The 25,729-nt window shown below is 46.2% G+C and carries 22 protein-coding genes; 11 read left to right on the top strand and 11 right to left on the bottom strand.

Annotated elements, in window-relative coordinates:
* Positions 1-23: 23 nt before the first annotated feature.
* Genes hisA through hisIE form a run of 3 tightly spaced genes read left to right on the top strand, consistent with a single transcriptional unit; the run spans position 24 to position 2,139 of the window.
* Complete coding sequence (gene hisA / locus PG915_RS11110; protein WP_353496590.1) at positions 24-761, top strand: 1-(5-phosphoribosyl)-5-[(5-phosphoribosylamino)methylideneamino]imidazole-4-carboxamide isomerase; 738 nt, start codon at positions 24-26, stop codon at positions 759-761.
* The gene (hisF, locus tag PG915_RS11105; protein WP_042501863.1) at positions 743-1,516 is read left to right on the top strand and encodes an imidazole glycerol phosphate synthase subunit HisF; all 774 of its coding nucleotides are present in this window, start codon (positions 743-745) and stop codon (positions 1,514-1,516) included. Before hisA ends, hisF begins: the two co-directional genes overlap by 19 nt.
* Positions 1,513-2,139 (top strand): bifunctional phosphoribosyl-AMP cyclohydrolase/phosphoribosyl-ATP diphosphatase HisIE, encoded by a 627-nt coding sequence (gene hisIE, locus PG915_RS11100; protein ID WP_353496589.1) that lies wholly within the window; start codon positions 1,513-1,515, stop codon positions 2,137-2,139. Before hisF ends, hisIE begins: the two co-directional genes overlap by 4 nt.
* Positions 2,140-2,224: 85 nt before the next feature.
* On the opposite strand, the gene PG915_RS11095 is transcribed toward hisIE, so the two are convergent.
* Positions 2,225-2,842 (bottom strand): outer membrane protein, encoded by a 618-nt coding sequence (locus PG915_RS11095; protein ID WP_353496588.1) that lies wholly within the window; start codon positions 2,840-2,842, stop codon positions 2,225-2,227.
* A gap of 155 nt (positions 2,843-2,997) precedes the next feature.
* Here PG915_RS11095 and PG915_RS11090 point away from each other — a divergent pair, with 155 nt between their 5' ends.
* From PG915_RS11090 to PG915_RS11075, 4 genes are all read left to right on the top strand, one after another.
* Positions 2,998-3,090, top strand: a complete 93-nt coding sequence (locus PG915_RS11090) for a YnhF family membrane protein (RefSeq protein ID WP_353496587.1) — start codon at positions 2,998-3,000, stop codon at positions 3,088-3,090.
* Between the two features lie 8 nt (positions 3,091-3,098).
* Complete coding sequence (locus PG915_RS11085) at positions 3,099-4,286, top strand: patatin-like phospholipase family protein (RefSeq protein ID WP_353496586.1); 1,188 nt, start codon at positions 3,099-3,101, stop codon at positions 4,284-4,286.
* 260 nt (positions 4,287-4,546) lie between these two features.
* Positions 4,547-5,764 (top strand): sugar metabolism global transcriptional regulator Mlc, encoded by a 1,218-nt coding sequence (gene mlc / locus PG915_RS11080; RefSeq protein WP_353496585.1) that lies wholly within the window; start codon positions 4,547-4,549, stop codon positions 5,762-5,764.
* Between the two features lie 119 nt (positions 5,765-5,883).
* Positions 5,884-6,822 carry a chemotaxis protein CheV gene (locus tag PG915_RS11075; protein ID WP_353496584.1) on the top strand — a complete coding sequence of 313 codons (939 nt, stop codon included), beginning with the start codon at positions 5,884-5,886 and terminating at the stop codon, positions 6,820-6,822.
* A gap of 300 nt (positions 6,823-7,122) precedes the next feature.
* On the opposite strand, the gene PG915_RS11070 is transcribed toward PG915_RS11075, so the two are convergent.
* Genes PG915_RS11070 through imuA form a run of 3 tightly spaced genes read right to left on the bottom strand, consistent with a single transcriptional unit; the run spans position 7,123 to position 12,383 of the window.
* Positions 7,123-10,206: an error-prone DNA polymerase gene (locus tag PG915_RS11070; protein WP_353496583.1), complete on the bottom strand. Its 3,084-nt coding sequence runs from the start codon at positions 10,204-10,206 to the stop codon at positions 7,123-7,125.
* 32 nt (positions 10,207-10,238) lie between these two features.
* On the bottom strand, positions 10,239-11,681 hold the full coding sequence (locus PG915_RS11065) for a Y-family DNA polymerase (RefSeq protein ID WP_353498710.1): 1,443 nt from the start codon (positions 11,679-11,681) through the stop codon (positions 10,239-10,241).
* A 6-nt stretch (positions 11,682-11,687) separates the two neighbouring features.
* Complete coding sequence (gene imuA, locus PG915_RS11060; protein ID WP_353496582.1) at positions 11,688-12,383, bottom strand: translesion DNA synthesis-associated protein ImuA; 696 nt, start codon at positions 12,381-12,383, stop codon at positions 11,688-11,690.
* Between the two features lie 238 nt (positions 12,384-12,621).
* Here imuA and PG915_RS11055 point away from each other — a divergent pair, with 238 nt between their 5' ends.
* From PG915_RS11055 to glpQ, 3 genes are all read left to right on the top strand, one after another.
* Entirely contained in the window at positions 12,622-13,767 is a 1,146-nt protein-coding gene (locus PG915_RS11055; protein WP_353496581.1) for a patatin-like phospholipase family protein, read from the top strand.
* A 225-nt stretch (positions 13,768-13,992) separates the two neighbouring features.
* Positions 13,993-15,387 carry a glycerol-3-phosphate transporter gene (glpT, locus tag PG915_RS11050; RefSeq protein WP_353496580.1) on the top strand — a complete coding sequence of 465 codons (1,395 nt, stop codon included), beginning with the start codon at positions 13,993-13,995 and terminating at the stop codon, positions 15,385-15,387.
* A gap of 18 nt (positions 15,388-15,405) precedes the next feature.
* Positions 15,406-16,464, top strand: a complete 1,059-nt coding sequence (glpQ, locus tag PG915_RS11045) for a glycerophosphodiester phosphodiesterase (protein ID WP_353496579.1) — start codon at positions 15,406-15,408, stop codon at positions 16,462-16,464.
* A 119-nt stretch (positions 16,465-16,583) separates the two neighbouring features.
* Here glpQ and PG915_RS11040 read toward each other — a convergent pair whose 3' ends face one another.
* Positions 16,584-17,327 carry a YciK family oxidoreductase gene (locus PG915_RS11040; protein ID WP_353496578.1) on the bottom strand — a complete coding sequence of 248 codons (744 nt, stop codon included), beginning with the start codon at positions 17,325-17,327 and terminating at the stop codon, positions 16,584-16,586.
* Between the two features lie 85 nt (positions 17,328-17,412).
* On the opposite strand from PG915_RS11040, the gene sohB reads away from it, so the two are divergent.
* Positions 17,413-18,474 carry a protease SohB gene (gene sohB / locus PG915_RS11035; RefSeq protein ID WP_112477871.1) on the top strand — a complete coding sequence of 354 codons (1,062 nt, stop codon included), beginning with the start codon at positions 17,413-17,415 and terminating at the stop codon, positions 18,472-18,474.
* Positions 18,475-18,599: 125 nt separating this feature from the next.
* Here sohB and PG915_RS11030 read toward each other — a convergent pair whose 3' ends face one another.
* The 6 genes from PG915_RS11030 to pflA form a co-directional block, all read right to left on the bottom strand.
* Positions 18,600-19,001 carry a hypothetical protein gene (locus PG915_RS11030; RefSeq protein ID WP_353496577.1) on the bottom strand — a complete coding sequence of 134 codons (402 nt, stop codon included), beginning with the start codon at positions 18,999-19,001 and terminating at the stop codon, positions 18,600-18,602.
* Positions 19,002-19,153: 152 nt separating this feature from the next.
* Positions 19,154-20,686: a SpoVR family protein gene (locus tag PG915_RS11025; protein WP_353496576.1), complete on the bottom strand. Its 1,533-nt coding sequence runs from the start codon at positions 20,684-20,686 to the stop codon at positions 19,154-19,156.
* Between the two features lie 11 nt (positions 20,687-20,697).
* Complete coding sequence (locus PG915_RS11020) at positions 20,698-21,969, bottom strand: YeaH/YhbH family protein (protein ID WP_353496575.1); 1,272 nt, start codon at positions 21,967-21,969, stop codon at positions 20,698-20,700.
* Positions 21,970-22,046: 77 nt separating this feature from the next.
* Positions 22,047-23,981, bottom strand: a complete 1,935-nt coding sequence (locus PG915_RS11015) for a PrkA family serine protein kinase (protein WP_353496574.1) — start codon at positions 23,979-23,981, stop codon at positions 22,047-22,049.
* Between the two features lie 285 nt (positions 23,982-24,266).
* Positions 24,267-24,767: a YfbU family protein gene (locus tag PG915_RS11010; protein WP_353496573.1), complete on the bottom strand. Its 501-nt coding sequence runs from the start codon at positions 24,765-24,767 to the stop codon at positions 24,267-24,269.
* 186 nt (positions 24,768-24,953) lie between these two features.
* Positions 24,954-25,694, bottom strand: coding sequence for a pyruvate formate lyase 1-activating protein (pflA, locus tag PG915_RS11005; RefSeq protein ID WP_353496572.1), 741 nt, complete (start codon positions 25,692-25,694; stop codon positions 24,954-24,956).
* Positions 25,695-25,729 lie beyond the last annotated feature (35 nt).

The raw sequence follows: 25,729 nt of genomic DNA, 5'->3' as shown, positions 1-25,729 counted from the left end.
TAGTGGGGCAGAAGGATTGAAACGTGATTATTCCTGCATTAGACTTTATTGAAGGACAAGTAGTACGTCTTTACCAAGGCGACTATGGTCAAGTGACCGAGTACAAAGTGGATCCTGTTGATCAGTTCAACTTGTACCACCAAGCTGGTGCAAACTGGCTGCACCTTGTTGATCTGACAGGGGCTAAAGATACGACGGCACGCCAGCTCGATCTTATCGCTAAATTGCTCGCGGGTACGCCGGCTAACATTCAAATTGGCGGCGGCGTTCGCAGTGAACAAGATGTAGTAGACCTGCTAGAAGCGGGTGCACAGCGTGTCGTGGTTGGCTCTACGGCCGTTAAGCAGCCTGAGTTAGTAAAAGGCTGGATGGAAAAATACGGCGCTGAGCGTATTGTGCTTGCGCTGGATATTAATATCGATGAGAACGGCACTCGAAAAGTAGCGATTTCTGGTTGGCAAGAAGACTCTGGCGTCACCATCGAAGCATTGATTGATGATTACCTAACAGTGGGTCTTAAGCACGTATTGTGCACGGATATTTCTCGAGATGGCACGCTAGCAGGCAGCAATGTTGAGCTGTATGTTGACCTATGTAAGCAATACCCACAGGTTCAATTCCAATCATCGGGTGGCATTGGCAGTCTAGCGGATATTGAAGCGCTGAAAGGCACTGGCGTGTCTGGCGTGATTGTTGGCCGTGCATTATTGGATGGTAAATTTACCGCAGAGGAGGCATTCCAATGCTGGCAAAGCGAATAATTCCTTGTTTGGATGTCCGTGATGGACAAGTGGTTAAAGGTGTTCAATTTCGCAACCACGAGATCATTGGTGACATCGTACCTTTAGCCGCTCGCTATGCGGAAGAGGGTGCTGATGAGCTGGTCTTTTATGACATCACTGCATCCAGTGATGGCCGTGTTGTTGATAAAAGCTGGGTCGCGCGTGTTGCAGAAGTGATTGATATCCCTTTCTGCGTTGCTGGTGGTATTAAATCAGCAGAAGACGCGGCGCGCATTCTTGAGTTTGGTGCAGATAAAGTGTCTATCAACTCACCTGCGCTTGCCAACCCTGAGCTTATCACCGATCTGGCGGATAAGTTTGGCGTGCAGTGTATCGTTGTGGGTATCGACTCGTACTTTGACAAAGAGACGGGTAAGTATCAGGTTTACCAGTTTACGGGCGATGAAGCGCGCACTAAAGCGACCAAATGGGAAACCCGTGATTGGGTGCAGGAAGTGCAAAAGCGCGGTGCAGGTGAAATCGTTCTGAATATGATGAACCAAGATGGCGTCCGCAATGGCTACGATATTGAGCAGCTCAATATGGTGCGCGAAGTGTGTAACGTACCGCTTATCGCATCAGGTGGTGCGGGTGCTATGGAGCACTTTGCCGAAGCCTACCAGAAAACTAACGTTGATGGCGCACTCGCGGCATCGGTATTCCACAAGCAGATCATCAATATTGGTGAGCTAAAGCAGTATTTGAAACAACAAGGTGTGGAGATCAGATTATGAGCCAAACAGCCGCCGATTTAACACAGCGTATCGACTGGGAAAAAGTAGACGGTATGGTTCCAGCGATCGTCCAAGACTTTCAATCTAGCCAAGTATTGATGATGGGGTACATGAACCCTGCCGCGCTTGAAAAAACGTTAGATACCGAACAAGTCACTTTCTTTTCACGTACCAAATCTCGCCTTTGGACTAAAGGTGAAACGTCAGGAAATGTCCTTCAGCTTAAGAACATCTCTTTGGATTGTGACAATGACACCTTACTTGTTAAGGTCGATCCAATCGGTCCTACGTGTCACACCGGTACAACAACGTGCTTTGATGGCGATCCTCAAGAGGAGTCGCAAATGGTGTGGCTTCATCAGCTTGAGCAACTTCTTGCCGCTCGAAAAGATGCGGATCCGGAATCTTCTTATACCGCGAGCCTCTACGCCCGCGGCACCAAACGTATATCGCAAAAAGTGGGCGAAGAAGGTGTTGAAGTCGCGCTTGCGGCAACGTCGGGTGACAAGGATGAACTAGTTTGTGAATCTGCCGATCTTATCTATCACTTGATGGTGCTGTTGCAAGACCAAGGCTTATCGATGAATGATGTAGTGAACAAGCTCAAAGAGCGTCATAAGTAACGATTCATCGCTGCAAAAAGCCTGCTTGGTATGGTCTATCAAGCAGGCTTTTTTACAACGGCTTACTAGCGATGATTGTAGCTCTTCAAAATTTGACACTCAAACCTAGATTCGTTTGCACCTGATTCATCCAATTCGTATTAAAGGCAATGAAGCAGCTCTGATCTTCAGTAGGAAGATTACAGATGGAAACGGAATCGTTACTTACAACAGTACCTTGCCAGCGGAGCTGTCCGTTGATTGCTAGATTCTTGGTGAGGTAATATTCAACCCCACCAAAAATGCTGGCGGCAAAGCCGGTGTGAGATTTCGTCCACTGGCCTGACGTATGAGAGGCGCCTAATCCTGCACCGATATAAGTCTGAGTACTTTCTCCGATTTGATACTCGGCACTGCTCTGAAACTGAAGGTATTGGATTGTAGTATCAAGGTTTAGGTTATCGAGAGAGGAGTCTTGTCTTGAATAAAAAGCACCCATTCTTCCATTTCGAAACGGGAATTCGATAGCCAATGCCAAATTTGCGGAAGGAGAAATATCATAGTTGGTACCGTCTGCGGTCTCAGCTCCGCCACCCAAAGAGTAACCAATAAATGGGGTCACTATGATGGTTGCATTGCAGTGAACGCTAATAAAAACCGCTGTGGTGATGGCAATCACACGAGTCAGTGTTTTGGTGGCTCCAGTAGTAGGGTATGAACGCATTTCTTACTCCTAAACAGAATATCTGTTTTTCAAATCACATTTCTTCTACTAGTTTTAATCATAGTGTGACTATAACGCCATAATTTTTAGGTGGTTATTTTAAGATTGTAAATGTGTGTCACAATGGTAACTGAAATGTTACAAAAGGAGAGGTTATGGAGTACGATTTAAAGTTAGCACTCACAATCACAACTATTGCGTTTAGTACGATTATTACGTTTGGTGCTATCGCTATCTTGTCAGTTTAGACAACGATATGGCGAACGCAGGCTTAGTAACCAATGCCCGCACCGTCATCGACTATCAACAATTTGGTAAATATGTAGACGGGAAAACGGCGTTAGTGGCACAAGGTGGAGGTCAACGTGGCATCTTCACATCAGGTGTGCTCGACGCCTTTTTATTGTCTAATTTCGACCCCTTTGATGAGTTTTACGGCACATCAGCAGGGGCCTTGAACATTTGCGCATTCCTTTCCCGTCAAGCTGAGCTTGGTAAGTCATTTATCCTAGATTTAACTACGGATCCTGAGTTTTTTCATTTATTTCGCTTTATGCGTCGCAAGCAATATCTCAACCTTAAATGGGCGCTGGATAAGATTTGTGATTATCCATACAAACTCGATATCGATATGGGGCGACGAGTAGTGGGGCATCGGCGCGCTTTTGCGGCGACCACCGACGTGAATACGTTAAAAGATCATTACCTGCCTATGCTGCAAGAGGATTGGTATCAAGTATTGATGGCCACTAGCGCCATCCCTACATTGTTTGAAGGCACCGTTGCCCATCAAGGAAATGAGTTTATTGATGGAGGAGTCTCGGCTTCCATCCCTGTTCAGCAAGCGTGGCGACAAGAGTGTCGGAGTATTATCGTTATTCGAACCGAGCAGTATGTTACCGAAGAACCCAAGCTTGTAGAGGATGAACCCGTCGCGACAGAATCACCCACTTGGCTAAGAGATTCGTTAAACAACTTGCAGTTGCAATGGCAAGATAAAGTCGAGCAGTGGTCAAATGACTGGGGCTCTTTTTTTGAAAGTCGTCAGGCAAAGGCTGACACATTAAAGCACGCTGAGCACCTTAAGCTGATCAATGGTGGACGGTGGCTGTTTGGCGCTGGAGATATCTATCGCCTTAGTCACTTATTTGGAGAACGTTTTGATTCTGGACTTGCCGACATGTTAATGGTGCACTATCAGACGTATTCGCTGACCAGTGAATTTTTAAAGACTCCACCGGATGATTGTTTCATTTGGCAAATAGCGCCTGATCAGCCACTTAAGACATCGTCGCTACTTAGTGATGTCGACGACATTTTACACGACTATCAAGTTGGTTTAGACGCCGGTTTCCGTTTTGTTGAAAGCTATAATTTTGCAAAACGACACAAAGCACTATTTAGTAGCAATACCGATCTCTGGCAACCCCACCAAGCCAGCTAACCTCTTAGAGTATTGACAAATTCGCAAGTTATTAATTGGTGCTAAATAAGTGCCATATAACGTAACAAGTCATTAAAAACAGGTGGTTAATAATCGAACAGTTATACCGCAAACTGTGACAGACCCTATGAGCGTAACTTGATACGTGCCCCAAAGATCCATCTATATGCGTGATATTTGTCACGGCAATCTTATAAACTGCTTCACAATTACTTCGCAAAGTAAAAAAATTAACAGGTTGTTGTTTTTTGGAGTTCAAAATGTACATGGCTCAACCCGGGCACATTGATCATATCAAGCAGATCAATGCTGGTCGTGTGTATAAACTGATAGACCAATTTGGGCCTATTTCGCGTATCGACCTATCTAAATTAAGTGATTTAGCACCTGCTAGTATCACAAAAATTACGCGAGAACTCATTCAAGCACATCTAATTCATGAGACGGCGGTTCAAGAAGCAACCAGCCGAGGCCGCCCTGCGGTTGGTTTACAGACCAATAATCAAGGTTGGCAATTTCTCTCTATGCGTCTAGGTCGTGGTTACCTATCTATTGCGCTGCACGAGCTTGGTGGCGATGTTCTTATTGATACCAAAATTGAAATTCATGAAATGGATCAAGAAGACGTGCTCGCTCGTTTGTTGTATGAGATTGAAGACTTTTTCGAAAGCTACAGCGAGCAGCTCGATCGTGTCACCAGCATCGCGCTTACGCTTCCGGGGTTAGTGAACTCTGACAAGGGCATCGTTCTGCAGATGCCTCATTACAATGTTAAGAACCTTAATGTTGCTGAAGAAATATTCAAAGTAACTGGATTGCCAGTCTTTGTGGCGAACGACACCCGAGCTTGGGCCCTGGCTGAGAACTTATTTGGGCATTCTCAGGACTGTGATAACTCTGTACTGATTTCCATTCACCATGGTCTTGGTGCGGGTATCATCCTAGATGGTCGAGTATTGCAAGGGCGCCACGGTAACATTGGCGAACTAGGCCATATCCAGATCAATCGCCAAGGCAAGGATTGTCATTGTGGCAATACTGGGTGCCTTGAGACGGTCGCGAGCTCTCAGGCAATCCGCGACGAAGTCACTCAGCGACTGGCAAAAGGTGAAGCATCGATACTATCCGAATGCGAAGAGATATCGGTAGAAGCGATTTGCGAAGCGGCAGTAAAAGGTGATGCTCTTGCTATCAATGTGATTGAAAAGCTTGGCGAGCACCTTGGCAGTGCGATTGCGATTGTGATTAACCTGTTCAACCCAGAGAAGGTACTGATTGGTGGCGTCATCAACCAAGCCAAAGACATACTTTATCCTGCGATCGAGCGCTGTATTGCCAGTCAAAGTTTGCCGGTTTATACCGAAGATCTTAAATTGGTCGAGTCACGCTTTTATAAGCAAGCGACGATGCCAGGTGCAGCCTTGGTCAAACAAGCCCTATATGATGGCCTGTTGTTAATGAAAGTTATTGAAGGATAACGCTTTTCACACTCTTTGCTGACGGTCATATTTTTGCTTGTTCAGACAGTAAACTTCTTGTGCTCCCTGCCGATAACATGAGATAAGAAATTGTTATAGTTTTTTGCCAAGGAAGCCTCATGTCGAGTGTATTGAGTTCTGTTGACCAGCGTACCCAATTGGTGGGTGAAAATAGACTTGAGCTGTTGATGTTCACGCTGAACAGTCGCCAGACTTTTGCTATCAATGTTTTTAAGGTTAAAGAGGTGCTTAAGTTGCCTCCTTTAACTCAGCTTCCTGGTTCACATCCCAGCATCCGTGGTGTCGCCTCCCTTCGTGGTGAATCCCTGCCGGTCATTGATCTGCGTCGTGCCATTGGTTTTCCTACCTTGCAGGAAGAAGCCGTACAAAACCTTATTATCACCGAATACAATCGCACCGTTCAGGGCTTCCTAGTCGGTGAAGTGAAGAATATCGTTAATACCGCTTGGACTGAGATCCAACCGCCGCCACGCACTGTCGGACGTTCTAATTACCTCACCGCTATCACTAAAGTTGAAGAAGCGGATGGCGTGAGTCTGGTTGAAATCATTGATGTTGAAAAAGTTTTGGCTGAGATCATCGACTACGACATTGCCATTTCCGAAGAAACCTTAGATCGCGCTCTATTGCCTCACTTGGCTGGTAAGAAAATATTGATTGTTGATGACTCATCAACGGCTCGTCATCAGGTCAAAGCGACGCTTGCTCAGCTTGGTGTGGAAATCATCGAGTGTTTTGATGGTTTAATGGCACTGAACTTGCTCAAGCAGTGGAGTGATGAAGGTATTGATGTGTGCAGCGAACTTCTGATGATGATCACCGACGCCGAAATGCCAGAAATGGATGGCTACAAACTCACACATGAAGTGAGAAGCGATCCGCGTATGAAAGATCTGTTTATCACCTTAAATACTTCTCTCAGTGGTAGCTTCAACGATGCAATGGTAGAGAAAGTTGGGTGCGATCGTTTCATTTCTAAATTTCAGCCTGACTTGTTGGTAGATGTGGTTCAGCAGCGTATTCGTCGCGATTTATAATTTTGCGTTGTAAAATAGAGCACGACATACGGTAAGGTTTGGTCTATAATTAGACGATATCTAATGAGAGTTACTCTTAGATACGCGCAATATAATTTACTACCAGCTAAAGGTTGTTCCATCAGAATGATATGGTTAACGTCGAAGGTCTTAATGACTTTGAGTTTACTCATCTACAAGGAATGGAAGAAAAGACGTACGGAAGCGGCAGTAAAAATGGATGTATAATCCAAGCGATTTAAAAAAGCGGGAACGTCGGTTCCCGCTTTTGTATTTTTGCTTTCAGTAAAAAGTGCAGGATTAGTGAAACTCACGAGACTGTACTTTCAGCTCACTTAACTGCTCTGTCATGTCAATAAGCCGACCTGCAATGACATGCGTTACCTCGCCTTCACGTTCTAATATGCCTTTCACCTTGAGGATCTTTGAGGTGAGATAAGCTTGCTTTTGTGCCCTAGCGGTGGCTTGCCATACTACGACGTTAATATTCCCAGTGTCGTCTTCTAATGTGAAGAAGGTGACTCCAGCTGCCGTTCCCGGAGATTGCTTACCTGTGACCATACCCACTACCGTGACCAGGGATTGATGCTCTTTGGTTATCAACTCTGTCATTCGGGTGAAGCGACCAAGTTTGCCTGCTTCATCGAGCAGGGCAATAGGGTGCTTGTTAAGTGATACATTCATGGATGAAAAATCTTCAAGCATATCTTCAATGGCAGAAGGCTTGTAAGGTAACGGATCCGCAGCTGCTGATGGTGCTTGAGCACTGTGCTGAAAGAGTGGCAAATCATCTAAGTTGTCCATCATTGCCCAGCGTGTGGCGTAGCGATCTCCTGAAATACACTGGAGAGCATTGGCTGAGGCCAGAGTTTCCAGTTCACGTCGATTGAGCCCTAGTTGCTTGATTTGCGTTGGGGTTCGAAAGCCCTCTGGTGGCCTATGCTGCAGAAGCTTTTGAATGCTCTGCTCACTTAATCCATTGACCTGCCTAAACCCCAACTGAAGTGTTAGCCCTTTGGCATTTTTTCTTAGATAGTGATGATACGTCGAGCGATTGACACAGACAGGCGCGATATCGACCTGATGTCGTTTAGCGTCTTGAATCAATTGTGAAGCGCTATAGAAGCCCATAGGAAGGCTATTCAGCAGTGAGGTGTAAAAGGCCTCAGGATAGTAATACTTCAGCCAAGCACTGCAGTAGGCCAGCACTGCAAATGACGCAGAATGACTTTCTGGAAAGCCATACTCACCAAAGCCACAGATCTGATCAAACAACCGCTCGGCAAAGTCGATTTGATAGCCGTTTTTCTGCATGCCGTCGATTAATTTATGGCGAAATTTGGCCAAGTTGCCATTCTTCTTCCAGGCTGCCATCGCGCGGCGCAGCTTATCAGCCTCACCACCGGTAAACCCTGCTGCGACCATCGCCAGTTTGATGACTTGCTCTTGGAAAATCGGCACGCCTAATGTGCGTGAGAGTACGGCTTTTACTTCTTCTGAGGGATAAGAGACGGGCTCTTCACCATTACGACGTTTAAGAAACGGATGCACCATATCACCCTGAATGGGACCCGGCCTAACGATGGCAATTTGAATGACAAGATCGTAATAGGTTGCCGGTTTTAGACGTGGCAACATGCTCATTTGCGCGCGAGATTCAATCTGAAACACGCCCACAGTATCAGCACGTTGAAGCATGCCGTAGACGTTAGGGTCGTCTTGAAGTCGCGTAATGTCGGCGATGCTCAGCTTTCGCCCATAATGCTTTTCAACCAATTGAAAACATTTACGAATCGCTGTGAGCATCCCTAAAGCGAGCACATCGACTTTAAGTAGCCCTAAGCTTTCCAAGTCATCTTTATCCCACTGAATGACGGTGCGCTCAGCCATTGCAGCGTTCTCTACCGGCACAAGCTCGTACAAAGGGCCTGAGGCAATCACAAAGCCACCGACATGTTGAGATAAATGTCTAGGGAAGCCTGTGATGTCGTTGACGAGCTCAATAAATTGCTGCCCTTTTAGGGAGTCCGGCTTTAGTCCGAGTTCGACCAATTGCGCTTGCCACCCTTGTGTGCGGTCGCGGCGGTTGATGTTTTTGATAAAGTAATCAAGCTGAGTCTCACTAACGCCTAACGCTTTACCCACATCGCGTACCGCACTTTTAAAGCGGTAAGAGATCACCGTAGCCGCTAGCGCTGCGCGTTCACGACCATATTTTTGATAGATATATTGAATCACTTCTTCGCGACGTTCGTGTTCAAAGTCGACATCAATATCAGGCGGTTCATTACGCTCTTTACTAATAAAGCGCTCAAAAAGTACCGAGATCTGTCTTGGATCGACAGAGGTAATTTCGAGACAATAACAGACCACCGAGTTAGCCGCAGAGCCACGACCTTGATAAAGGATCCCTTGTCGCTTAGCGAACATGACGATGTCATGAATGGTCAAAAAATAGAAAGGGTACTTAAGATCCTCAATAAGAAATAACTCTTTCTCGATCGTTTGCTCAACCTCTGCAGACACCCCTTCAGGGAAGCGCAGTCGTTTACCGTGCTCGACCAGCTCTCTTAAATAGTCCATTGGTGTTTTGCCATTGGGGATCAGCTCGCTAGGGTATTCATATTGGAGCTCTTTTAAGTTGAACTTACATAGGCTGGCAATATAGATGCTCTCTTCTAGCCATTCTTCACGATACAGCTTAATCAGCTTGGCCTTAGGACGTAAGCTGCGCTCAGTATTTACCAGTAAGTGACCACATACTTTATCGATAGACGTGTTGAGCTTAATAGCGGTTAAGGTGTGCTGTAGTGGCAAGCGTGTTGCGGTGTGCATCAATACACCACCACAGGCAGTGATAGGGCGCTGCAGTTCTACGGCCAGTGATTCACAATGGGTAAGGTATTTATGCTCATGAGAATTAAGGTGACGCTGTACACCAATCCAAAGCCTATGGGCGTGGTATTGCTCAAGCCAGCGTCCCCATCTGAGGTCGCACTCATCACCACAAGGCAGCCAAATGACCAGACAGTGACGCAGCGACATTACGTCCCATTCCGAGAGTTGGTAGTCGCCTTTCTCACAGCGACGCCTTGCGTTAGTAATGATACGGCACAGCTCAGCGTATGCCTCGCGACTTGGGCATAGCAATAGAAATTGGCACTCACTATTGAGCCTAAACATGCTGCCGACAATCTGCTTAATCGATAAGTCGTGCTGCTTAATGGCTGTGTGAGCGCGCACCACTCCGGCAACTGAGCATTCATCGGTTATTGCGATGGCGCTGTATTGTAAAAAATCGGCCTGAAGCACCAGCTCCTCAGCATGGGAGGCGCCGGTAAGAAAGGAAAAATTGCTCTGACAAAAAAGCTCAGCGTACTTCATGGTTAACGGTCTACTGATCAACGAATTAAGGATTAACTAAATTGCCCGTGGATGAACCACTGTTTGTCTTCGGTGCGAAACACCCACAGCCATTGGTCTTGCTCGCTGCGTGCCACATAGTAATCACGCTTTACTGGGTTGCCATCCCACCAGCCGCTGACAATACGCTCAGGGCCAACGACGATACTGACTTTTTGCTCCAGTGGCATTGGCGAGCTAAACAGCAGACTTGGACGCAGCTTAATAGGTAAGTGAGCATTTACCTTAGGCGAGTCCGTCGCGGTTGGGGCGCTCGGTTGGGTTGCGTATTCAGGTCTTGGATCGTCGGTGAGCTTCAATGAGGTGACACTGTGTTGCCCAAGCTTTGCTTGTAGTGTGGAGATAAGCTCTAGCGCCGTTTGACGACCTTTTACTCCGCTAAACAGATCGTGTTCATGCACTTGCACTTCATCGGCACGTACTATGCTCAGAGTTAACCCACTCACCGCACCGTCTAATTGAATACTTTCTAAAGTAAGAGCTGATAAGGCCTGCCATTTTTCGGCAAGATAGTCCCCTTGCGCCGAGTGAAAGCTCACCGATTTATCACCGTGATCACGTTGATGCAGCGTCAGTGACAGTTCAAATGCGACCTTGTCTCTTAGCTTAAGAAACACTTCCAATTGCCGGAACAAGCGTGTTAAGGGTTTCTGCAACCAGTCGATGTTCTCGATATCAAACAACAGCTCCAAGTACTGACGAAAATGTTCTGGCGGATGATAGAAATCAACGGGATGTTTAAATTGCCCAGTAAGTCTGCCGGTATAATTGACTAAGTCGATATCAAAGCGCTTGGCAATGTCAGGGAGTGGCAGCCCGAGTAGATCTTGGATGGTTTGGATTCCTACGCGCTGCAATTTTTCGACTTGCTTGGTTGGCAGCTCAGAGCAGGTCAGTGGATAGCGTGCGAGCGACTCATTGAGCTTATCTCGGTTGGATTCTATCCAGTTTCGGCCTTGTTTTGCCATGAGCATCGCCGCATAGGGCGAAACGCCGGTTGAGTAGTGCGTTTGTACCTCTAAATGCGCGAGGTGCGTCTGTAGAGCGTTCCAATAGTTCTCAATACCGTCGTAAAGTGACAGCATATTGGTGACTTTAAGCAGAAGCCCATTGGGAGGACACAGACAGATATCTGAGGTGATCATATAGAGCCACTGCGCAATGTCTTGCAGGCGGCGAGCTTCAACATCGCTGTCATAAGGGTGCACTTGTAGATCTTGGCAAAGCGCAGCGGCGCTACCAAGCCCCATCCCTAATGTAACGCCTTGTTCCAATGCGTGCGTATTGGCTTGTACAACACTATGCCGACGACCATCGACAATAGCGACGGCGAGCGCTTCTTGTTGTTTATCCGTCGCATCAGGCTGCGCCTGTTTAAATGACGCGAACAAGGTATCGAGCTGCAAGGTCGGAAAATGTAGGTATAACCACAACAACATCGATTATCCTTGCTGACGCATTGGGAACGCGACCACAGTTGAGGAGCTAGATTGATGAGTACGAGTAAGTTCTGGCCAGCGGTCGTGCATATTAATCACGAATTGGTCGCGTACAAATCCGCCCTTACGCTTCGTAATGGAGACCGACAGTCCCATATCGTGAGGTGCGAGAGTCAGACTGAGCGATACGGGTAAAGAAAATACCTGTGAGTCACCTTGATTGAGTTCCGGCTTAAACAGAAACTGCAGACTGTGGCCAATATCACTTGCCACTTGAAGACGCTTCGCTTGATGGATTTCAATCCCGCTATGCCATAGACAAACGCCGCAACATGCGCCACTTTTTAAGCATTGCTCTGCAGCCCAAAGCGCGTGTTGAGGAGAGTCTGGATAGATCAAAAGTACTTGCGACGGAGCGATGCCCTGAGCATAAAGATACTCGGCACACAAATAGCCCGGTGGATTAATCAGTACGAACAGTCGTTGTGCCGCGTGTTTTTGTACGTAAGGCATCAATAATCTAAGCTCGCCAATACCTTGCTGTGATTGGATATCAATAACGCCAGAAGTAGGAAAGCCCCCACCAAGGCGTTGGTCGAGTTCGGGAAAGCCGGTTGCTTGATACTCACCGGGAGAGTCAACTCGATTTCCTTTCCAAATCAGTTGCTTGCTTTGTAAATCACTAATCAATTCATGCATAATAAAATACCTGTATATACATACAGTATATAAGAATTCATCGTCGCCGCAAGCCTTGATGAAGAGACAATGACACTGTTTGATTACAGAGCGAGCAGAAACAAAAGGTTAGTGACAAATAAGAAATAAGAGTGAACAAAAAAACAGTGTAAACAGTAGAGCAAATATTTTAATCTCAACCTATGGCGACCGTTTATGGCCGAATGTAGCGGAGAAGTAGAACGTGGAGAAAGCTGGCGTGTTCAATCAACAAAAAAAATACTCGCTGATAGTACAAGGTGGCGGACAGAAAGGTGCATTTGCCTCTGGTGTCCTAGATAAGTTTATCGATGCCGATTTCGATCCATTCTCACTCTACATTGGCACCTCGGCAGGGGCATTGAATGTCTCTTCGTTTGTTGCGAAACAGCGCGGAATAGGCCTGGATTTTATCCTCAACTACACCACCCGTGAGCGCTTTTTCGATATGAACAAGTTCTTGCAAAAGCAGCAGCCGATGGACTTGGATTGGGCATTTGAATTCGTTAATAGCGGCGAGTTTCCTCTCGATTTGGAAAGAGGAAAGCAAAATCTAGGTGATGAGCGTGTTGCACTTGCTTGTATTACCGATGTGGAAGAGCTTAAAGATTACTACTATCCCATTTTTGCTGACAATTGGTTTGATGTGCTGCGCGCAACCTGTGCGATCCCAATGCTCTATTATCATGATATTGAATTTGATGGTAAAAAGTGGGTGGATGGCGGCGTATCGGCGACGATTCCAGTAGAAGAGTCCTATCGTCGTGGCATTAATAATATGGTCGTGATCAGCACCATTCCAGAGCCAAAACAGCCCGTCACATCCATGTCACCGGTACGCGAATCACTGGAAAAGTGGAAAAAAGAGCTAGAAGCTGGTCTTGAGACGCATATTCGCCATCTTAAAGTGTCTGGCACCAAGGAGAAGCTGACTGACTTTCAAAAGCAGTTTTCGGATAAGGTTACCAATATGAAAGCCGACTATCAGCGCCTAACCGAGTCTCGACTGGCGTCTTATCGAGAGCAATATCAATTGATGGCAGGGGAAAAACTGAATCTAAAGCAGTGGATCCAAGATAACGAAAAACTGGCTCAGTTGATCGATATTCAGAACAAACGCACCCCGTTTAGTCGCAGTAGTACTAGTCACCTTGATATGTTGGTTTCACACTATGCTAACCATGCTGAAGTCGAGCAGTTTTTATTATCCCCGCCGGAAGATGTCAATCTTTGGCACATTCAACCAAAACACGAACTCTCTTCGAAAGGGCTGTTGAGCCAAAAAGACCAAATATTGGAAGACTACGAACACGGCAGTGCTGTTGCTGCCGACTTTTTAGCACAGCATCATTTCACTCGCTCATAACGAACTCAGGCCGCCGTTGAATTGGATAGTAACCAAAACTAGTGAAAATTGAACGGCGATCCAAATACTTAACGTTACTCATATGATTTTAGTTGAGTATTTGTTTGCTGCGGCTTGGGTCACAGATATTCTTTTTCGCTTCTCATACACTCGCGATAAATTTCGAACGAGCATTAATTTGCTCGTTCGAGCGTTGTTGTTATATCGCTCAATAATGAGGTAGCTATGTTCGGAATATTTAAGCCCAAGGCACATATCGAACGTTTAGCGGGCGCCCAAGTCGACCGCACCTATTCACGTCTAAGATGGCAGTTGTTTCTCGGTATATTTGTTGGTTACGCCGGTTACTACCTAGTCCGTAAAAACTTTAGCTTGGCCATGCCATATTTGATCGACCAAGGGTATAGCCGTGGTGATCTTGGTGTGGCGTTGGCGGCCGTATCGATTGCCTACGGACTTTCTAAGTTTCTTATGGGCAGCGTATCAGATCGCTCAAATCCGAGATATTTCTTGAGTGCTGGCTTGTTGATGTCGGCGATCGTGATGTTCTGTTTCGGCTTTATGCCCTGGGCGACGGGCAGCATCACTGCCATGTTTATTCTGTTGTTCCTCAATGGCTGGTTTCAAGGCATGGGGTGGCCTGCTTGCGGGCGTACTATGGTGCACTGGTGGTCACGCAAAGAGCGGGGTGAAATCGTCTCGGTGTGGAATGTGGCGCATAATGTAGGCGGTGGATTAATTGGCCCACTGTTTATTCTTGGCCTATGGGCGTTTAACGATGACTGGCGCACCGCTTTTTATGTTCCTGCTTTTTTTGCCGCTCTCGTTGCTGTCTTTATCTGGTTTACCTTGCGTGATACGCCGCAGTCATGTGGCTTGCCGCCTATTGAAGAGTACAAGCAAGACTACCCGGATGACTATGACAATTCACACGAGAAGGAGATGACGGCGAAAGAAATCTTCTTTAAATATGTATTTTCTAACAAGCTTTTGTGGTCGATAGCGATTGCCAACGCCTTTGTCTATTTGATTCGCTACGGAGTGCTCGACTGGGCTCCGGTTTACCTGAAAGAAGCCAAAGACTTCTCGGTGGACAAATCATCTTGGGCGTATTTTTTGTATGAGTGGGCGGGTATCCCAGGAACACTTTTGTGTGGTTGGATATCGGATAAACTATTTAAAGGCCGACGTGCTCCAGCAGGCATCTTATTCATGGCACTCGTCACCGTTGCAGTCATGGTTTACTGGTTTAACCCAGCAGGAAATCCAGCGGTAGATATGATGGCGCTTGTTGCGATTGGATTTTTGATTTATGGCCCAGTAATGCTCATTGGCCTTTATGCTCTAGAACTGGCACCTAAAAAGGCAGCAGGCACGGCGGCAGGCCTGACAGGGCTATTCGGTTATCTAGGTGGTGCAGTGGCAGCCAATGCCGTGCTTGGTTATACCGTGGATCACTTCGGGTGGGATGGTGGTTTCATCTTGCTGATTGGCTCGTGCGTTGTTTCCATCATCTGCTTAACGTACGCATTATTGGGCGAAAAAGCGCACCATGAGGCTAAGCTTAAGGAGTCGCAGCAACAGAATGCAAAACTGGAAGAAAAACAGGCGCTGTCATAAGACTAAAAAGGAGTTTTGATGAAAACCAATACGTTTATTGTCTCTGCCGCTGCGCTTTGTTTCTCGATAAGCGCGGTGGCGAAACCCTTGGTGATCGCCCATCGAGGCGCATCAGGCTATTTGCCCGAGCATACGTTAGAAGCCAAGGCGCTCGCTTATGCGATGAAACCGGACTATATCGAACAAGACGTCGTGATGACCAAGGATGATCGTTTAGTGGTATTGCATGATCACTATTTAGATCGTGTCACCGATGTGGCCACTCGTTTTCCGGATCGGGCAAGAAGTGATGGGCGCTATTACGCGATAGACTTTACTCTGGCCGAGATCAAAACCTTGCGGGTTACGGAAGGTTTTAAGATTGATGAGCAAGGTAACAAAGTTGCGGGTTATCCGGATCGATTTCCAATGTGGAAGTCAGACTTTACCGTGCCAACGCTTGAAGAAGAAATTGAGCTGATTCAAGGGCTCAATAAAACCTTGGGCTACGACATTGGCATCTATCCTGAGATCAAAGCACCTTGGTTTCATCGCTATGAGGGTAAAGATATCTCAATAGCGGTGCTCAATGTACTCAAGCAATACGGTTATGACTCAGTCGACGACAAGGTGTACTTGCAGTGCTTTGATGCGTTAGAGCTTAAACGTATCAATGATCAATTACTTCCGAAGATGAACATGGACCTGAAACTGGTGCAGCTCATTGCTTACACCAACTGGAACGAAACCATGGTTTATCAAGGTGATGTGAAGCAGCCCTATAGCTATGATTGGATGTTCGAACCCGATGGGATGGAGCAGGTAGCCATTTATGCTGATGGGATTGGCCCTTGGAAGCCTATGCTGGTGGACTCGTCATCAACACGCGATAACATCATTGTTAAGCCATTGATGGCGAGTGCGAAAAAGGCCGGCTTAGAGGTGCATCCCTATACCTTTCGAGCCGATAAAGGACGTATTCCCGCCTATGCAAAAGACTTTAATGACATGATGGACATTTTCTACCATCAAGTGAAAGTCGATGGTTTGTTTACCGACTTTCCTGATAAAGCGGTAGAGTTTCTAAACCGCCATTGAGTGAGTTGGAAATGTAAGATCAAATGATGATAAAAAAGCGGTGCACCCGATGTCTCTTACTAGAGATAACTATGAGGTGCACCGCTTTTTCAGTTTATATTGGTCTTGGCTATTGGGAGTTAGCGCTTAGGCTGTGCGTCAATACACTGACCGTTGACATTCGTTACGCTTGGATCCATAAGGTGCAGATAAAGCGGCATAATATCCAGTGGCGTTTTCAGTGTGTTGGCATCCTCGCCAGGGTAGGCTTTTTCACGCATACGGGTACGTGTCGCACCAGGGTTAATCGCATTGACGCGAACAGCGGTATCGCTTAGTTCGTCAGCCAGGATTTGCATCATACCTTCGACCGCGAACTTGGAGATTGCATAGGTACCCCAGAACGCACGGCCTGAATGGCCAACGGTTGAAGAGGTAAAGACGATGCGAGCCGCGTCTGCTTTTTTCAGAATTGGTAGCAAAGCCTGCATCATCAGAAATTCCGCCTTGACGTTGATTTGCATAACGTCATCAAACGTCTCTTCATCGATTTGGTCGAATGGGCTCAGCGTGCCAAGTACGCCAGCGTTGTGCAGAACGCCATCGAGTTGACCGAACTGGCTTTCAATCGTTTCTGCCATATCGACATAGTTTTGTTTGGTTGCGCCTTTTAAATCGAGCGGGATGATAGCGGGTTGAGGGCAGCCACGCTTCTCGATTTCATCGTAAACCAACTCTAGGTTGTTAACGTTTCGGCCTAGCAAAATTACCGTGGCGCCATGTTCTGCATAGCTTAATGCGGCCTGGCGACCAATACCGGCACCCGCGCCGGTAACCAAAATCACTTTGCCTTGCAAAGCGTTAGGAGCGGTTGAATATTCCACGTGACACTTCCTTGGGTATAATTCTTGTTGGTAATCGTGACAAGTTGGTTACAATACACTAATTCGTCGTACAGGGGATAAGACATTGGAATTTTTATTAGACTACGGATTATTTTTAGCCAAGATCGTGACAGTGGTCGTCGCGATTGTGGCATTAATCATTGTTGCCAAATCAGTGGGTGGGCGTTCAGGCGCCGCGAAGGGCGAGCTTGAGGTTACTAACCTTACCGAGCAGCGTAAACACACCGTTGAACATCTAGAGCATCACCTTCACGATGACGCGTTCCTTAAAGCACGCAACAAAGCGGAAAAGAAAGCGCAAAAAGAGAAAGACAAGCAGCGCGAGAAAGAGGTGAAGAAAGCCGCTAAAGACGGCGCGCTTGAAAGCCAACGCGAACCGCATCTGTTTGTACTGGACTTTGTCGGCAGTATTGATGCCAAAGAAGTGGCCTCGCTACGTGAAGAAGTGAGTGCTATTTTGGCGGTTGCTAAAGAGGGTGATGAAGTACTGGTGCGCCTTGAGTCTGGCGGCGGTATGGTGCATGCCTACGGTTTGGCATCTTCTCAGTTAGATCGTATTAAAGCGGCGAACCTGCCACTGACTATTGCGGTGGATAAAGTGGCGGCGAGTGGCGGTTATATGATGGCTTGTATTGCCGATAAAATTGTCTCAGCACCGTTTGCGGTTGTTGGTTCTATTGGCGTGATTGCTCAACTACCAAACTTTAATAAGCTTCTGAAAAAGAATGATATTGAGTTTGAACAGCTAACCGCAGGTGAGTACAAGCGTACACTGACTATGTTTGGTGAAAACACCGATAAGGCGCGAGATAAATTTAAGCAAGAGCTGGAAGAGACTCACGGTCTGTTCAAAGACTTCATTCGTGAGCACAGACCTGAACTTGATCTTGATAAAGTGGCGACTGGCGAACACTGGTTCGGTACTCAAGCTAAAGAGCTTGGCCTTGTTGATGAGATCAAAGCCTCTGATGACATCGTTATCGAAGCGTGCAAAGACAAAACCGTGTTGGCGATTTCCTATGTTCAAAAGAAAAAGCTGACCGATAAGCTGTCTGGTGTAGCTGGTGACGCGGCGGATAACGTGCTGATGAAGCTGATTAACAGAGGTCAACGCCCGATTGTTTAATCAAGGTGATTGTTTAAACAGGGTGCAAGCGCATCATTGGCTGCTTATTGAAAGCGGTGATGAAAAACAGCGACGATGACGTCGCTGTTTTTGTTTGTATTCTGAAGCTATTCTGTCTAATGCGGTTATCGCGTGTAATTGGCTTCTAAGCTAATAAACCACCGAGCTAGCTGTCCATTGCCTTTATCTGCCCATACATCATTATGAAATTGATGAACACGACCACGCAGTGAAATATGGATTGTTTGACCGCCAGTGACCGTGACTTTAGCAAATTGATCTGAAGTGACCAAGAACGGCGCTTTCTCATCAACAGGGTGCTCTCCGGCGACAATGAAGTAGGCGAACTTGCTGTTGGCATCAGGATCGGTGGATAACACACGATAAGCCTGAACCGTAAACTCTTCACTGAGTGTAACGATATTGGTTTGAGGACCAAGACGTTCATGGTTAGGAATGAAAACCCAGGCGAGTAGGGCGATAAGAGCAGCAAGTAGTGCTGTCACAGATAAAAATATTTTCTTCATACTAATCGTAAATGAGTGAACCTAGTTGTTACCTTCGCCTTTATATCACGTATACTTAAGCTCAGGCCGAAAAATTAAGCGGATTACTGCAAGGCAGTAATCCGCTTAGGCTCAGGTCACGTCCTAAGGGGAATAAGGGGTTACCTGATTCGTTAAATACTGGCGTTATATGGCTCCCGTTTAGGGCATGTCGCCAATATTTCTCGTCGGCCTGAATCTTTCACTTCTTCCAAAATTACGTCAAAGCCCCACAAACGGTATAAGTGTTTCAACACCTCTTCGTGCCCCTTATCGAGAGGAATGCGGTTATGTGGAACGTGCTGTAAAGTGAGAGAACGGTCGCCTCGAACATCGACATTGTAAACTTGGATGTTCGGCTCTAAGTTGCTTAAGTTGTATTGTGCAGCGAGTTTTTCTCGAATCTGTCGATAGCCCATTTCGTCATGAATCGCGGACACTTCAACGAAGTTTTTACGATCATCATCAAGTATCGAGAAGAACTTAAACTCACGCATCAAACGAGGTGATAGGTACTGGCTAATAAAACTCTCGTCTTTGAAGTTGTGCATCGCAAAGTGCACCGCCTCTAACCAGTCGCTTCCTGCGAGCTCTGGGAACCACTCTTTGTCTTCGTCAGTCGGATCTTCACAAATACGTTTAATGTCCTGGAACATGGCAAAGCCAAGCGCATAAGGGTTAATACCGCTAAAGTATGGACTGTTGTACGCAGGTTGTGCGACAACACTTGTGTGGCTATGCAGAAACTCTAGGATGAACTTATCCGAAACCAAACCTTCATCGTAGAGATGATTCAAAATGGTGTAATGCCAGAATGTCGCCCAGCCTTCGTTCATCACTTGGGTCTGCTTTTGCGGATAGAAGTATTGGCTTACCTTACGCACAATGCGTACGATTTCTCGTTGCCAAGACTCCAGTAACGGTGCATTTTTTTCAATGAAATAGAGAATGTTTTCTTGAGGCTCTGAAGGGAAGCGTACCTTCTGTGTTTCCTCTTTGGTGCGATTTTTAGGTACGGTTTTCCAAAGCTGATTGACCTGAGATTGCAAGTAGGATTCTCGCTCTTCTTGACGGGCTTTCTCTTCCGCGATGGAGATCTTCTCAGGTCGCTTATAACGATCCACGCCAAAATTCATCAGAGCGTGACAAGAATCGAGAGTCTGTTCTACCTCTTCAACGCCATACTTTTGCTCGCAATCTGCAATGTACTTTTTGGCAAACAGCAAGTAGTCGATGATCGAACTGGCATCTGTCCAGGTTTGGAACAAGTAATTGCCTTTAAAGAATGAGTTATGCCCATAACAAGCGTGTGCCATAACGAGCGCTTGCATAGTGACCGAGTTTTCTTCCATTAGGTAGGCTATACAAGGGTCTGAGTTAATGACGATTTCATACGCCAGACCCATTTGACCGTGTTTGTAGCCTTGTTCGGTTTGGATAAACTTCTTACCAAACGACCAGTGATTGTAGTTAATGGGCATGCCTATGCTGGAATAGGCATCCATCATTTGCTCCGAGGTGATAACCTCGATTTGATTTGGATAGGTGTCCAATCTGTAATGCTTAGCAACACGTTTGATCTCAACGTGATAACGCTCAAGCATATCAAAGGTCCAATCTGGACCATCGGGCAGCACCTTAGAATTTGTCTTAGTCTCTGTGGTCATAGCACGTCTCCCTATGCTGTCTCTTTTTGAAACAACTCCCTAAACACAGGGAATATGTCGTCTACCGAACGAATATTCTTCATCGCAAAGTTGTCAAAATCATTTTCGAGCTTCTCGTACTCATGCCATAACGTTTGGTGAGTTCGACGAGTGATCTCGATGTATGAATAGTACTGACAAGCTGGCAGCAGTTTGTTGACCAGTAAGTCGCGACAACGCGGTGAATCGTCGGCCCAGTTATCGCCATCGGATGCCTGCGCAGCATAGATGTTCCACTCTCCGGTTGGGTAGCGGTCTTCTACGATTTCTTTCATGAGTTTTAATGCGCTAGAAACGATGGTGCCACCGGTTTCTTGGGAATAGAAAAACTCATGTTCGTCGACTTCTTTGGCTTGAGTATGGTGGCGAATGAACACCACTTCGACGTTTTCATAGGTTCGTGTTAAGAACAAGTACAGCAAGACATAGAAGCGTTTAGCGATGTCTTTTGTTGCTTGATCCATAGAGCCTGATACATCCATCAAACAGAACATAACTGCTTGGCTGGATGGGACAGGACGTTTTTCGTAGTTTTTGAAGCGTAGGTCGAAGGTGTCGATAAACGGCACGCTGTCGATTTTTTTGCGAAGCGATGCGATCTCTTCTTTGAGTCGCTTCTCTTCCATGGGTTGAGCAGGCTCGCTGATCTTGATCTCATCAAGCTGCCTGTTGAGCTCATCAAGCATCTTACGCTTACCAGCAGTCATCGCCGTTCGACGCGCGAGTGATTGCTGTAGTGAGCGCACAATAGCGATATTAGAGGGCATACCCGCTGTTTGGTAACCAGCGCGATGAGTTTTCCACTCTTTGATTTTGTTGATTTGGTTTTTCTTTAGATTAGGCAGAGCGAGATCTTCGAACAAAATATCGAGATATTCGTCTTTCGAAATCTGGAATACAAATTCGTCTTCACCCTCACCATCAGGACTGGCTTCGCCTTGACCCGCACCACCTCCTTGACCGCCTTTAGGTGGACGTTCAATTTTATCACCGGTAATAAATTGGTCGTTACCAGGATGGACGCGCTCTTTTACGCCTCCTTGCCCTTGATGAAAAATAGGCTCGTTGAGGTCTTTGCTTGGAATAGAAACGTCTTCACCCGTTTCCGTGTTCGTGATCGAGCGACGATTGACGGCATCGGTCACGGACTCTTTGATTTTCTGCTTATGTCTGCGCAGAAAACGCTGTCTGTTAACGGCGCTTTTGTTCTTGCCGTTTAAGCGTCTATCAATAAATTGTGCCATGAGTAACTCCCTGTCTTCCCCTCACCATACAGCACCCGAGCACGCGCTCGGGGCTGCAACTTATCAGTCAGGTGGGGCTATGAGGATTTACGAACTCTCAAGTACCACTCAGACAGCAATCTGACTTGCTTCTCGGTGTAGCCTTTTTCCATCATGCGATTGACGAAATCATCGTGTTTGCGCTGGTCTTCTGAAGACGTTTTCGCGTTGAACGAGATGACAGGAAGCAGCTCTTCAGTGTTCGAGAACATTTTCTTCTCGATAACGGTGCGTAGCTTCTCATAGCTCGTCCAAACCGGGTTAGAGCCATTGTTATTCGCACGCGCACGTAGCACGAAGTTCACAATCTCATTACGGAAATCTTTCGGGTTACTGATCCCTGCTGTCTTCTCGATCTTCTCTAGCTCTTCGTTAAGAGAAGCACGATCAAATAGCTGGCCTGTTTCTGGATCTCGATACTCTTGGTCTTGGATCCAGAAGTCAGCGTAGGTGACGTAGCGATCAAAGATGTTTTGGCCGTACTCAGAGTATGACTCTAAGTAAGCGGTCTGAATTTCTTTACCGATGAACTCAACATAGCGAGGTACTAAGTAACCTTTCAAGAACTCAAGGTATTTCTCACCCACTTCTTGTGGGAACTGTTCGCGTTCGATTTGTTGCTCAACGACATAGAACAGGTGAACCGGGTTTGCGGCAACTTCTGTTTGATCGAAGTTGAAGACGCGAGACAAGATCTTAAATGCGAAACGGGTAGAGAGACCGGACATACCTTCATCCACACCCGCATAGTCGCGGTACTCTTGATAGCTTTTCGCTTTCGGATCGGTATCTTTCAGCGTTTCACCATCATAAACGCGCATTTTCGAGAATAATGATGAGTTTTCTGGCTCTTTCAAGCGAGAAAGGACACTGAACTGACCAAGTAACTCTAAAGTACTTGGTGAGCAAGGTGCTTTAGATAGCTCACTGTTTTCAAGGAGTTTTTGGTAGATTTTGACTTCTTCTGAGACTCGCAAACAATAAGGTACTTTAACGATGTAAACACGGTCTAAAAACGCCTCGTTGTTTTTGTTGTTACGGAACGTCTGCCACTCGGACTCATTCGAGTGAGCGAGGATCATGCCATCAAATGGTAGGGCAGATAGACCTTCGGTACCGTTGTAGTTGCCTTCTTGAGTCGCGGTTAGAAGCGGGTGTAATACTTTGATTGGTGCTTTGAACATCTCAACGAATTCCATCAAGCCTTGGTTGGCTCGACAAAGTGCTCCGGAATAACTGTAGGCGTCTGGATCGTCTTGAGAGTAGTGCTCTAGTTGGCGAATATCGACTTTACCAACTAATGCTGAGATATCTTGGTTGTTTTCATCGCCCGGCTCAGTTTTGGCTATGGCGACTTGGTCTAGAATTGATGGTCGTACTTTTACTACTTTAAACTTAGTAATGTCACCACCGAATTCATGTAGACGTTTTGCTGCCCACGGCGACATGATAGAGCGCAAGTAGCGCTTCTCGATGCCATACTCGCTTTTCAGCAGGTCACCGTCTTCGTTTACATCGAATAGACAGAATGGGTGGTCACTGACTGGACTGCGTTCGCCGTTTGCAGAAAGTACGTAGATTGGCATCTTCTGCATGAGCGCTTTAAGTTTCTCGGCGAGTGATGATTTACCACCACCTACAGGGCCGAGTAAGTATAGAATTTGTTTGCGTTCTTCAAGACCTTGCGCAGCGTGTTTTAAATACGACACAATTTGCTCAATGGCGTCTTCCATGCCATAAAAGTCTTCAAAGGTTTTGTAACGAGAGATAATACGATTTGAGAAGATACGACTTAAGCGTGGATCTTGTGCCGTGTCGATGACTTCAGGCTCGCCGATAGCGAGCAGAAGACGTTCGGCAGCGTTGGCATAAGCACTTTTATCGTCTTTACATAGAGCTAAGAATTCCTGAATTGATAACTCTTCATCTTTTGCGGCTTCATAACGCGTTTGATAATGATCGAAAATACTCATAGCTGATTCCCCTTAACCTGCAAAGCTGACTGTCAACACATATACAATGCGACTCCATGTCAATTTAAAGACTAGTAGGGTTTTAAGATTAATGCTTAACAATTATGCATTTATTTACAAAGTCCCTTGGTAATTGCAGGAAAAATAACCCCAGTCTCACTAATAGTACGTAAGTCCTAACTATGGGAGATGACCGTGTGATTAGAAAAAAAATCTCAAAAAAATACCCGCTCATAATGGCGGGTATTTTTCATAAAATACGACTTAAGTCGCTTCAAAAACGTCTTAAGCGTTAAAAATCTGACGGAATTCTGCGCTTGATAGGTGATATTGACGTGGGCAGTTTCTCCACGTAACCAGCATACGACGGTATTTGTCGAGCATAGGAACATGGCTGTTAAAGTGGTGGTCACCCTTGTCGAACTGAGGGTACAGGCCTTCAGAGTCAACTAGGAATCGAACATAGTTCACTAGTTGTGCTTCTGTTGCGATATCGAAGCCTAAGAACTGCAGACGACGCTGGTCTACATCTTTACGGTCTTCTTCAGAAAGCATTTTGTTTGATTCTTGCATCGCGTGGTACATTTCCATGATGTCGATAACTTCACGACACTCATCTTCAACAAGGCAGCCGAACTCTTTGTTCATCTCGCGCATTTGCAGCTCATAGCCACGTTCTACAATGGTTTGAAGGCGATGGTACTTCACCGCATTCTCAGGCGTTAGTTTCGCCATCAGGTAGTATTGGTTAGATAGGATTAGACGTTGAGCGTTTGTCATTTCCATGTTGAGAGCCTCACTAAATACTTTCTAATAAGTTTATGTATGAATACGAATTATCGACAGATTAACAGTATATGTATGACTTATAACATGATCTCAACACATATTTATGACAAAAAACGCGCCTTCTAGCGCGTTTTTTTCGTGTCAAAGCCTTACAGGTAAACGCGTGGCGCGTTTGGGTTCAGATTAGTATTTGACGGTATCTGTGTACTGAAGCAGGATACTTTGAATTTCATCCATCACTTCTTTTTTCGGTGGCTGTACACCTTCCAATGGGTAATCAAAACCAAGCGCTTCCCACTTGTGCGCACCGAGTTTATGGTACGGCAAAAGCTCAACCTTCTCGATGTTGTCCATGTCTTTGATGAATTCACCCAGCATGTGAGCCGCTTCAGGATCGTCGGTGTAGCCAGGTACAACAACATAACGGATCCACGTTTTTTGACCAATTTTGTGAAGGTAGCGAGCAAAGTCCAATACGCGGCGGTTTGATACGCCAATGAAATCTTGGTGGATTTCATCTTTCATGTGTTTTAGGTCAAGCATCACAAGATCGGTCGCTTCAAGGACTTCGTCTACGACATCGGTGTGTTTGCGGATATAGCCGTTAGTATCGAGACAGGTATGAATACCTTCTGCTTGCGCAGCTCTAAAAAAGTCACGAACAAATTCTGGTTGAAGCATAGCCTCACCACCAGAGCAAGTCACACCACCGCCAGATGCATTCATAAAGTGGCGGTAAGATTTCGCCTCTTTGATTAGCTCATCGACGTTGATTTCTTTGCCGTCATGCGTATCCCAAGTATCACGGTTATGGCAATACTTGCAGCGCATAAGACAGCCTTGCATAAAGACAATAAAACGAATACCCGGTCCATCGACAGTACCACAGGATTCGAATGAGTGAATGCGACCTGTTGTTGACATATGCTCTTCTCTACTAACTTATTTTTACCCGTCAT

The sequence above is a fragment of the Vibrio sp. CB1-14 genome, from assembly GCF_040412085.2.
In the GTDB taxonomy this organism is placed as follows: Bacteria; Pseudomonadota; Gammaproteobacteria; order Enterobacterales; family Vibrionaceae; genus Vibrio; species Vibrio chaetopteri.
The sequence above is the reverse complement of the archived record's forward strand: the minus strand, read 5'-3'. Positions and strand labels throughout refer to the sequence as shown.

Excerpts from the sequence above, each read along its gene's own strand:
- hisF (WP_042501863.1), top strand. The coding sequence starts at position 743 with ATGCTGGCAAAGCGAATAATTCCTTGTTTGGATGTCCGTGATGGACAA.
- hisIE (WP_353496589.1), top strand. The coding sequence starts at position 1,513 with ATGAGCCAAACAGCCGCCGATTTAACACAGCGTATCGACTGGGAAAAA.
- PG915_RS11095 (WP_353496588.1), bottom strand. The coding sequence starts at position 2,842 with ATGCGTTCATACCCTACTACTGGAGCCACCAAAACACTGACTCGTGTG.
- PG915_RS11090 (WP_353496587.1), top strand. The coding sequence starts at position 2,998 with ATGGAGTACGATTTAAAGTTAGCACTCACAATCACAACTATTGCGTTT.
- PG915_RS11085 (WP_353496586.1), top strand. The coding sequence starts at position 3,099 with ATGGCGAACGCAGGCTTAGTAACCAATGCCCGCACCGTCATCGACTAT.
- mlc (WP_353496585.1), top strand. The coding sequence starts at position 4,547 with ATGTACATGGCTCAACCCGGGCACATTGATCATATCAAGCAGATCAAT.
- PG915_RS11075 (WP_353496584.1), top strand. The coding sequence starts at position 5,884 with ATGTCGAGTGTATTGAGTTCTGTTGACCAGCGTACCCAATTGGTGGGT.
- PG915_RS11070 (WP_353496583.1), bottom strand. The coding sequence starts at position 10,206 with ATGAAGTACGCTGAGCTTTTTTGTCAGAGCAATTTTTCCTTTCTTACC.
- imuA (WP_353496582.1), bottom strand. The coding sequence starts at position 12,383 with ATGCATGAATTGATTAGTGATTTACAAAGCAAGCAACTGATTTGGAAA.
- glpT (WP_353496580.1), top strand. The coding sequence starts at position 13,993 with ATGTTCGGAATATTTAAGCCCAAGGCACATATCGAACGTTTAGCGGGC.
- glpQ (WP_353496579.1), top strand. The coding sequence starts at position 15,406 with ATGAAAACCAATACGTTTATTGTCTCTGCCGCTGCGCTTTGTTTCTCG.
- PG915_RS11030 (WP_353496577.1), bottom strand. The coding sequence starts at position 19,001 with ATGAAGAAAATATTTTTATCTGTGACAGCACTACTTGCTGCTCTTATC.
- PG915_RS11025 (WP_353496576.1), bottom strand. The coding sequence starts at position 20,686 with ATGACCACAGAGACTAAGACAAATTCTAAGGTGCTGCCCGATGGTCCA.
- PG915_RS11020 (WP_353496575.1), bottom strand. The coding sequence starts at position 21,969 with ATGGCACAATTTATTGATAGACGCTTAAACGGCAAGAACAAAAGCGCC.
- PG915_RS11015 (WP_353496574.1), bottom strand. The coding sequence starts at position 23,981 with ATGAGTATTTTCGATCATTATCAAACGCGTTATGAAGCCGCAAAAGAT.
- PG915_RS11010 (WP_353496573.1), bottom strand. The coding sequence starts at position 24,767 with ATGGAAATGACAAACGCTCAACGTCTAATCCTATCTAACCAATACTAC.
- pflA (WP_353496572.1), bottom strand. The coding sequence starts at position 25,694 with ATGTCAACAACAGGTCGCATTCACTCATTCGAATCCTGTGGTACTGTC.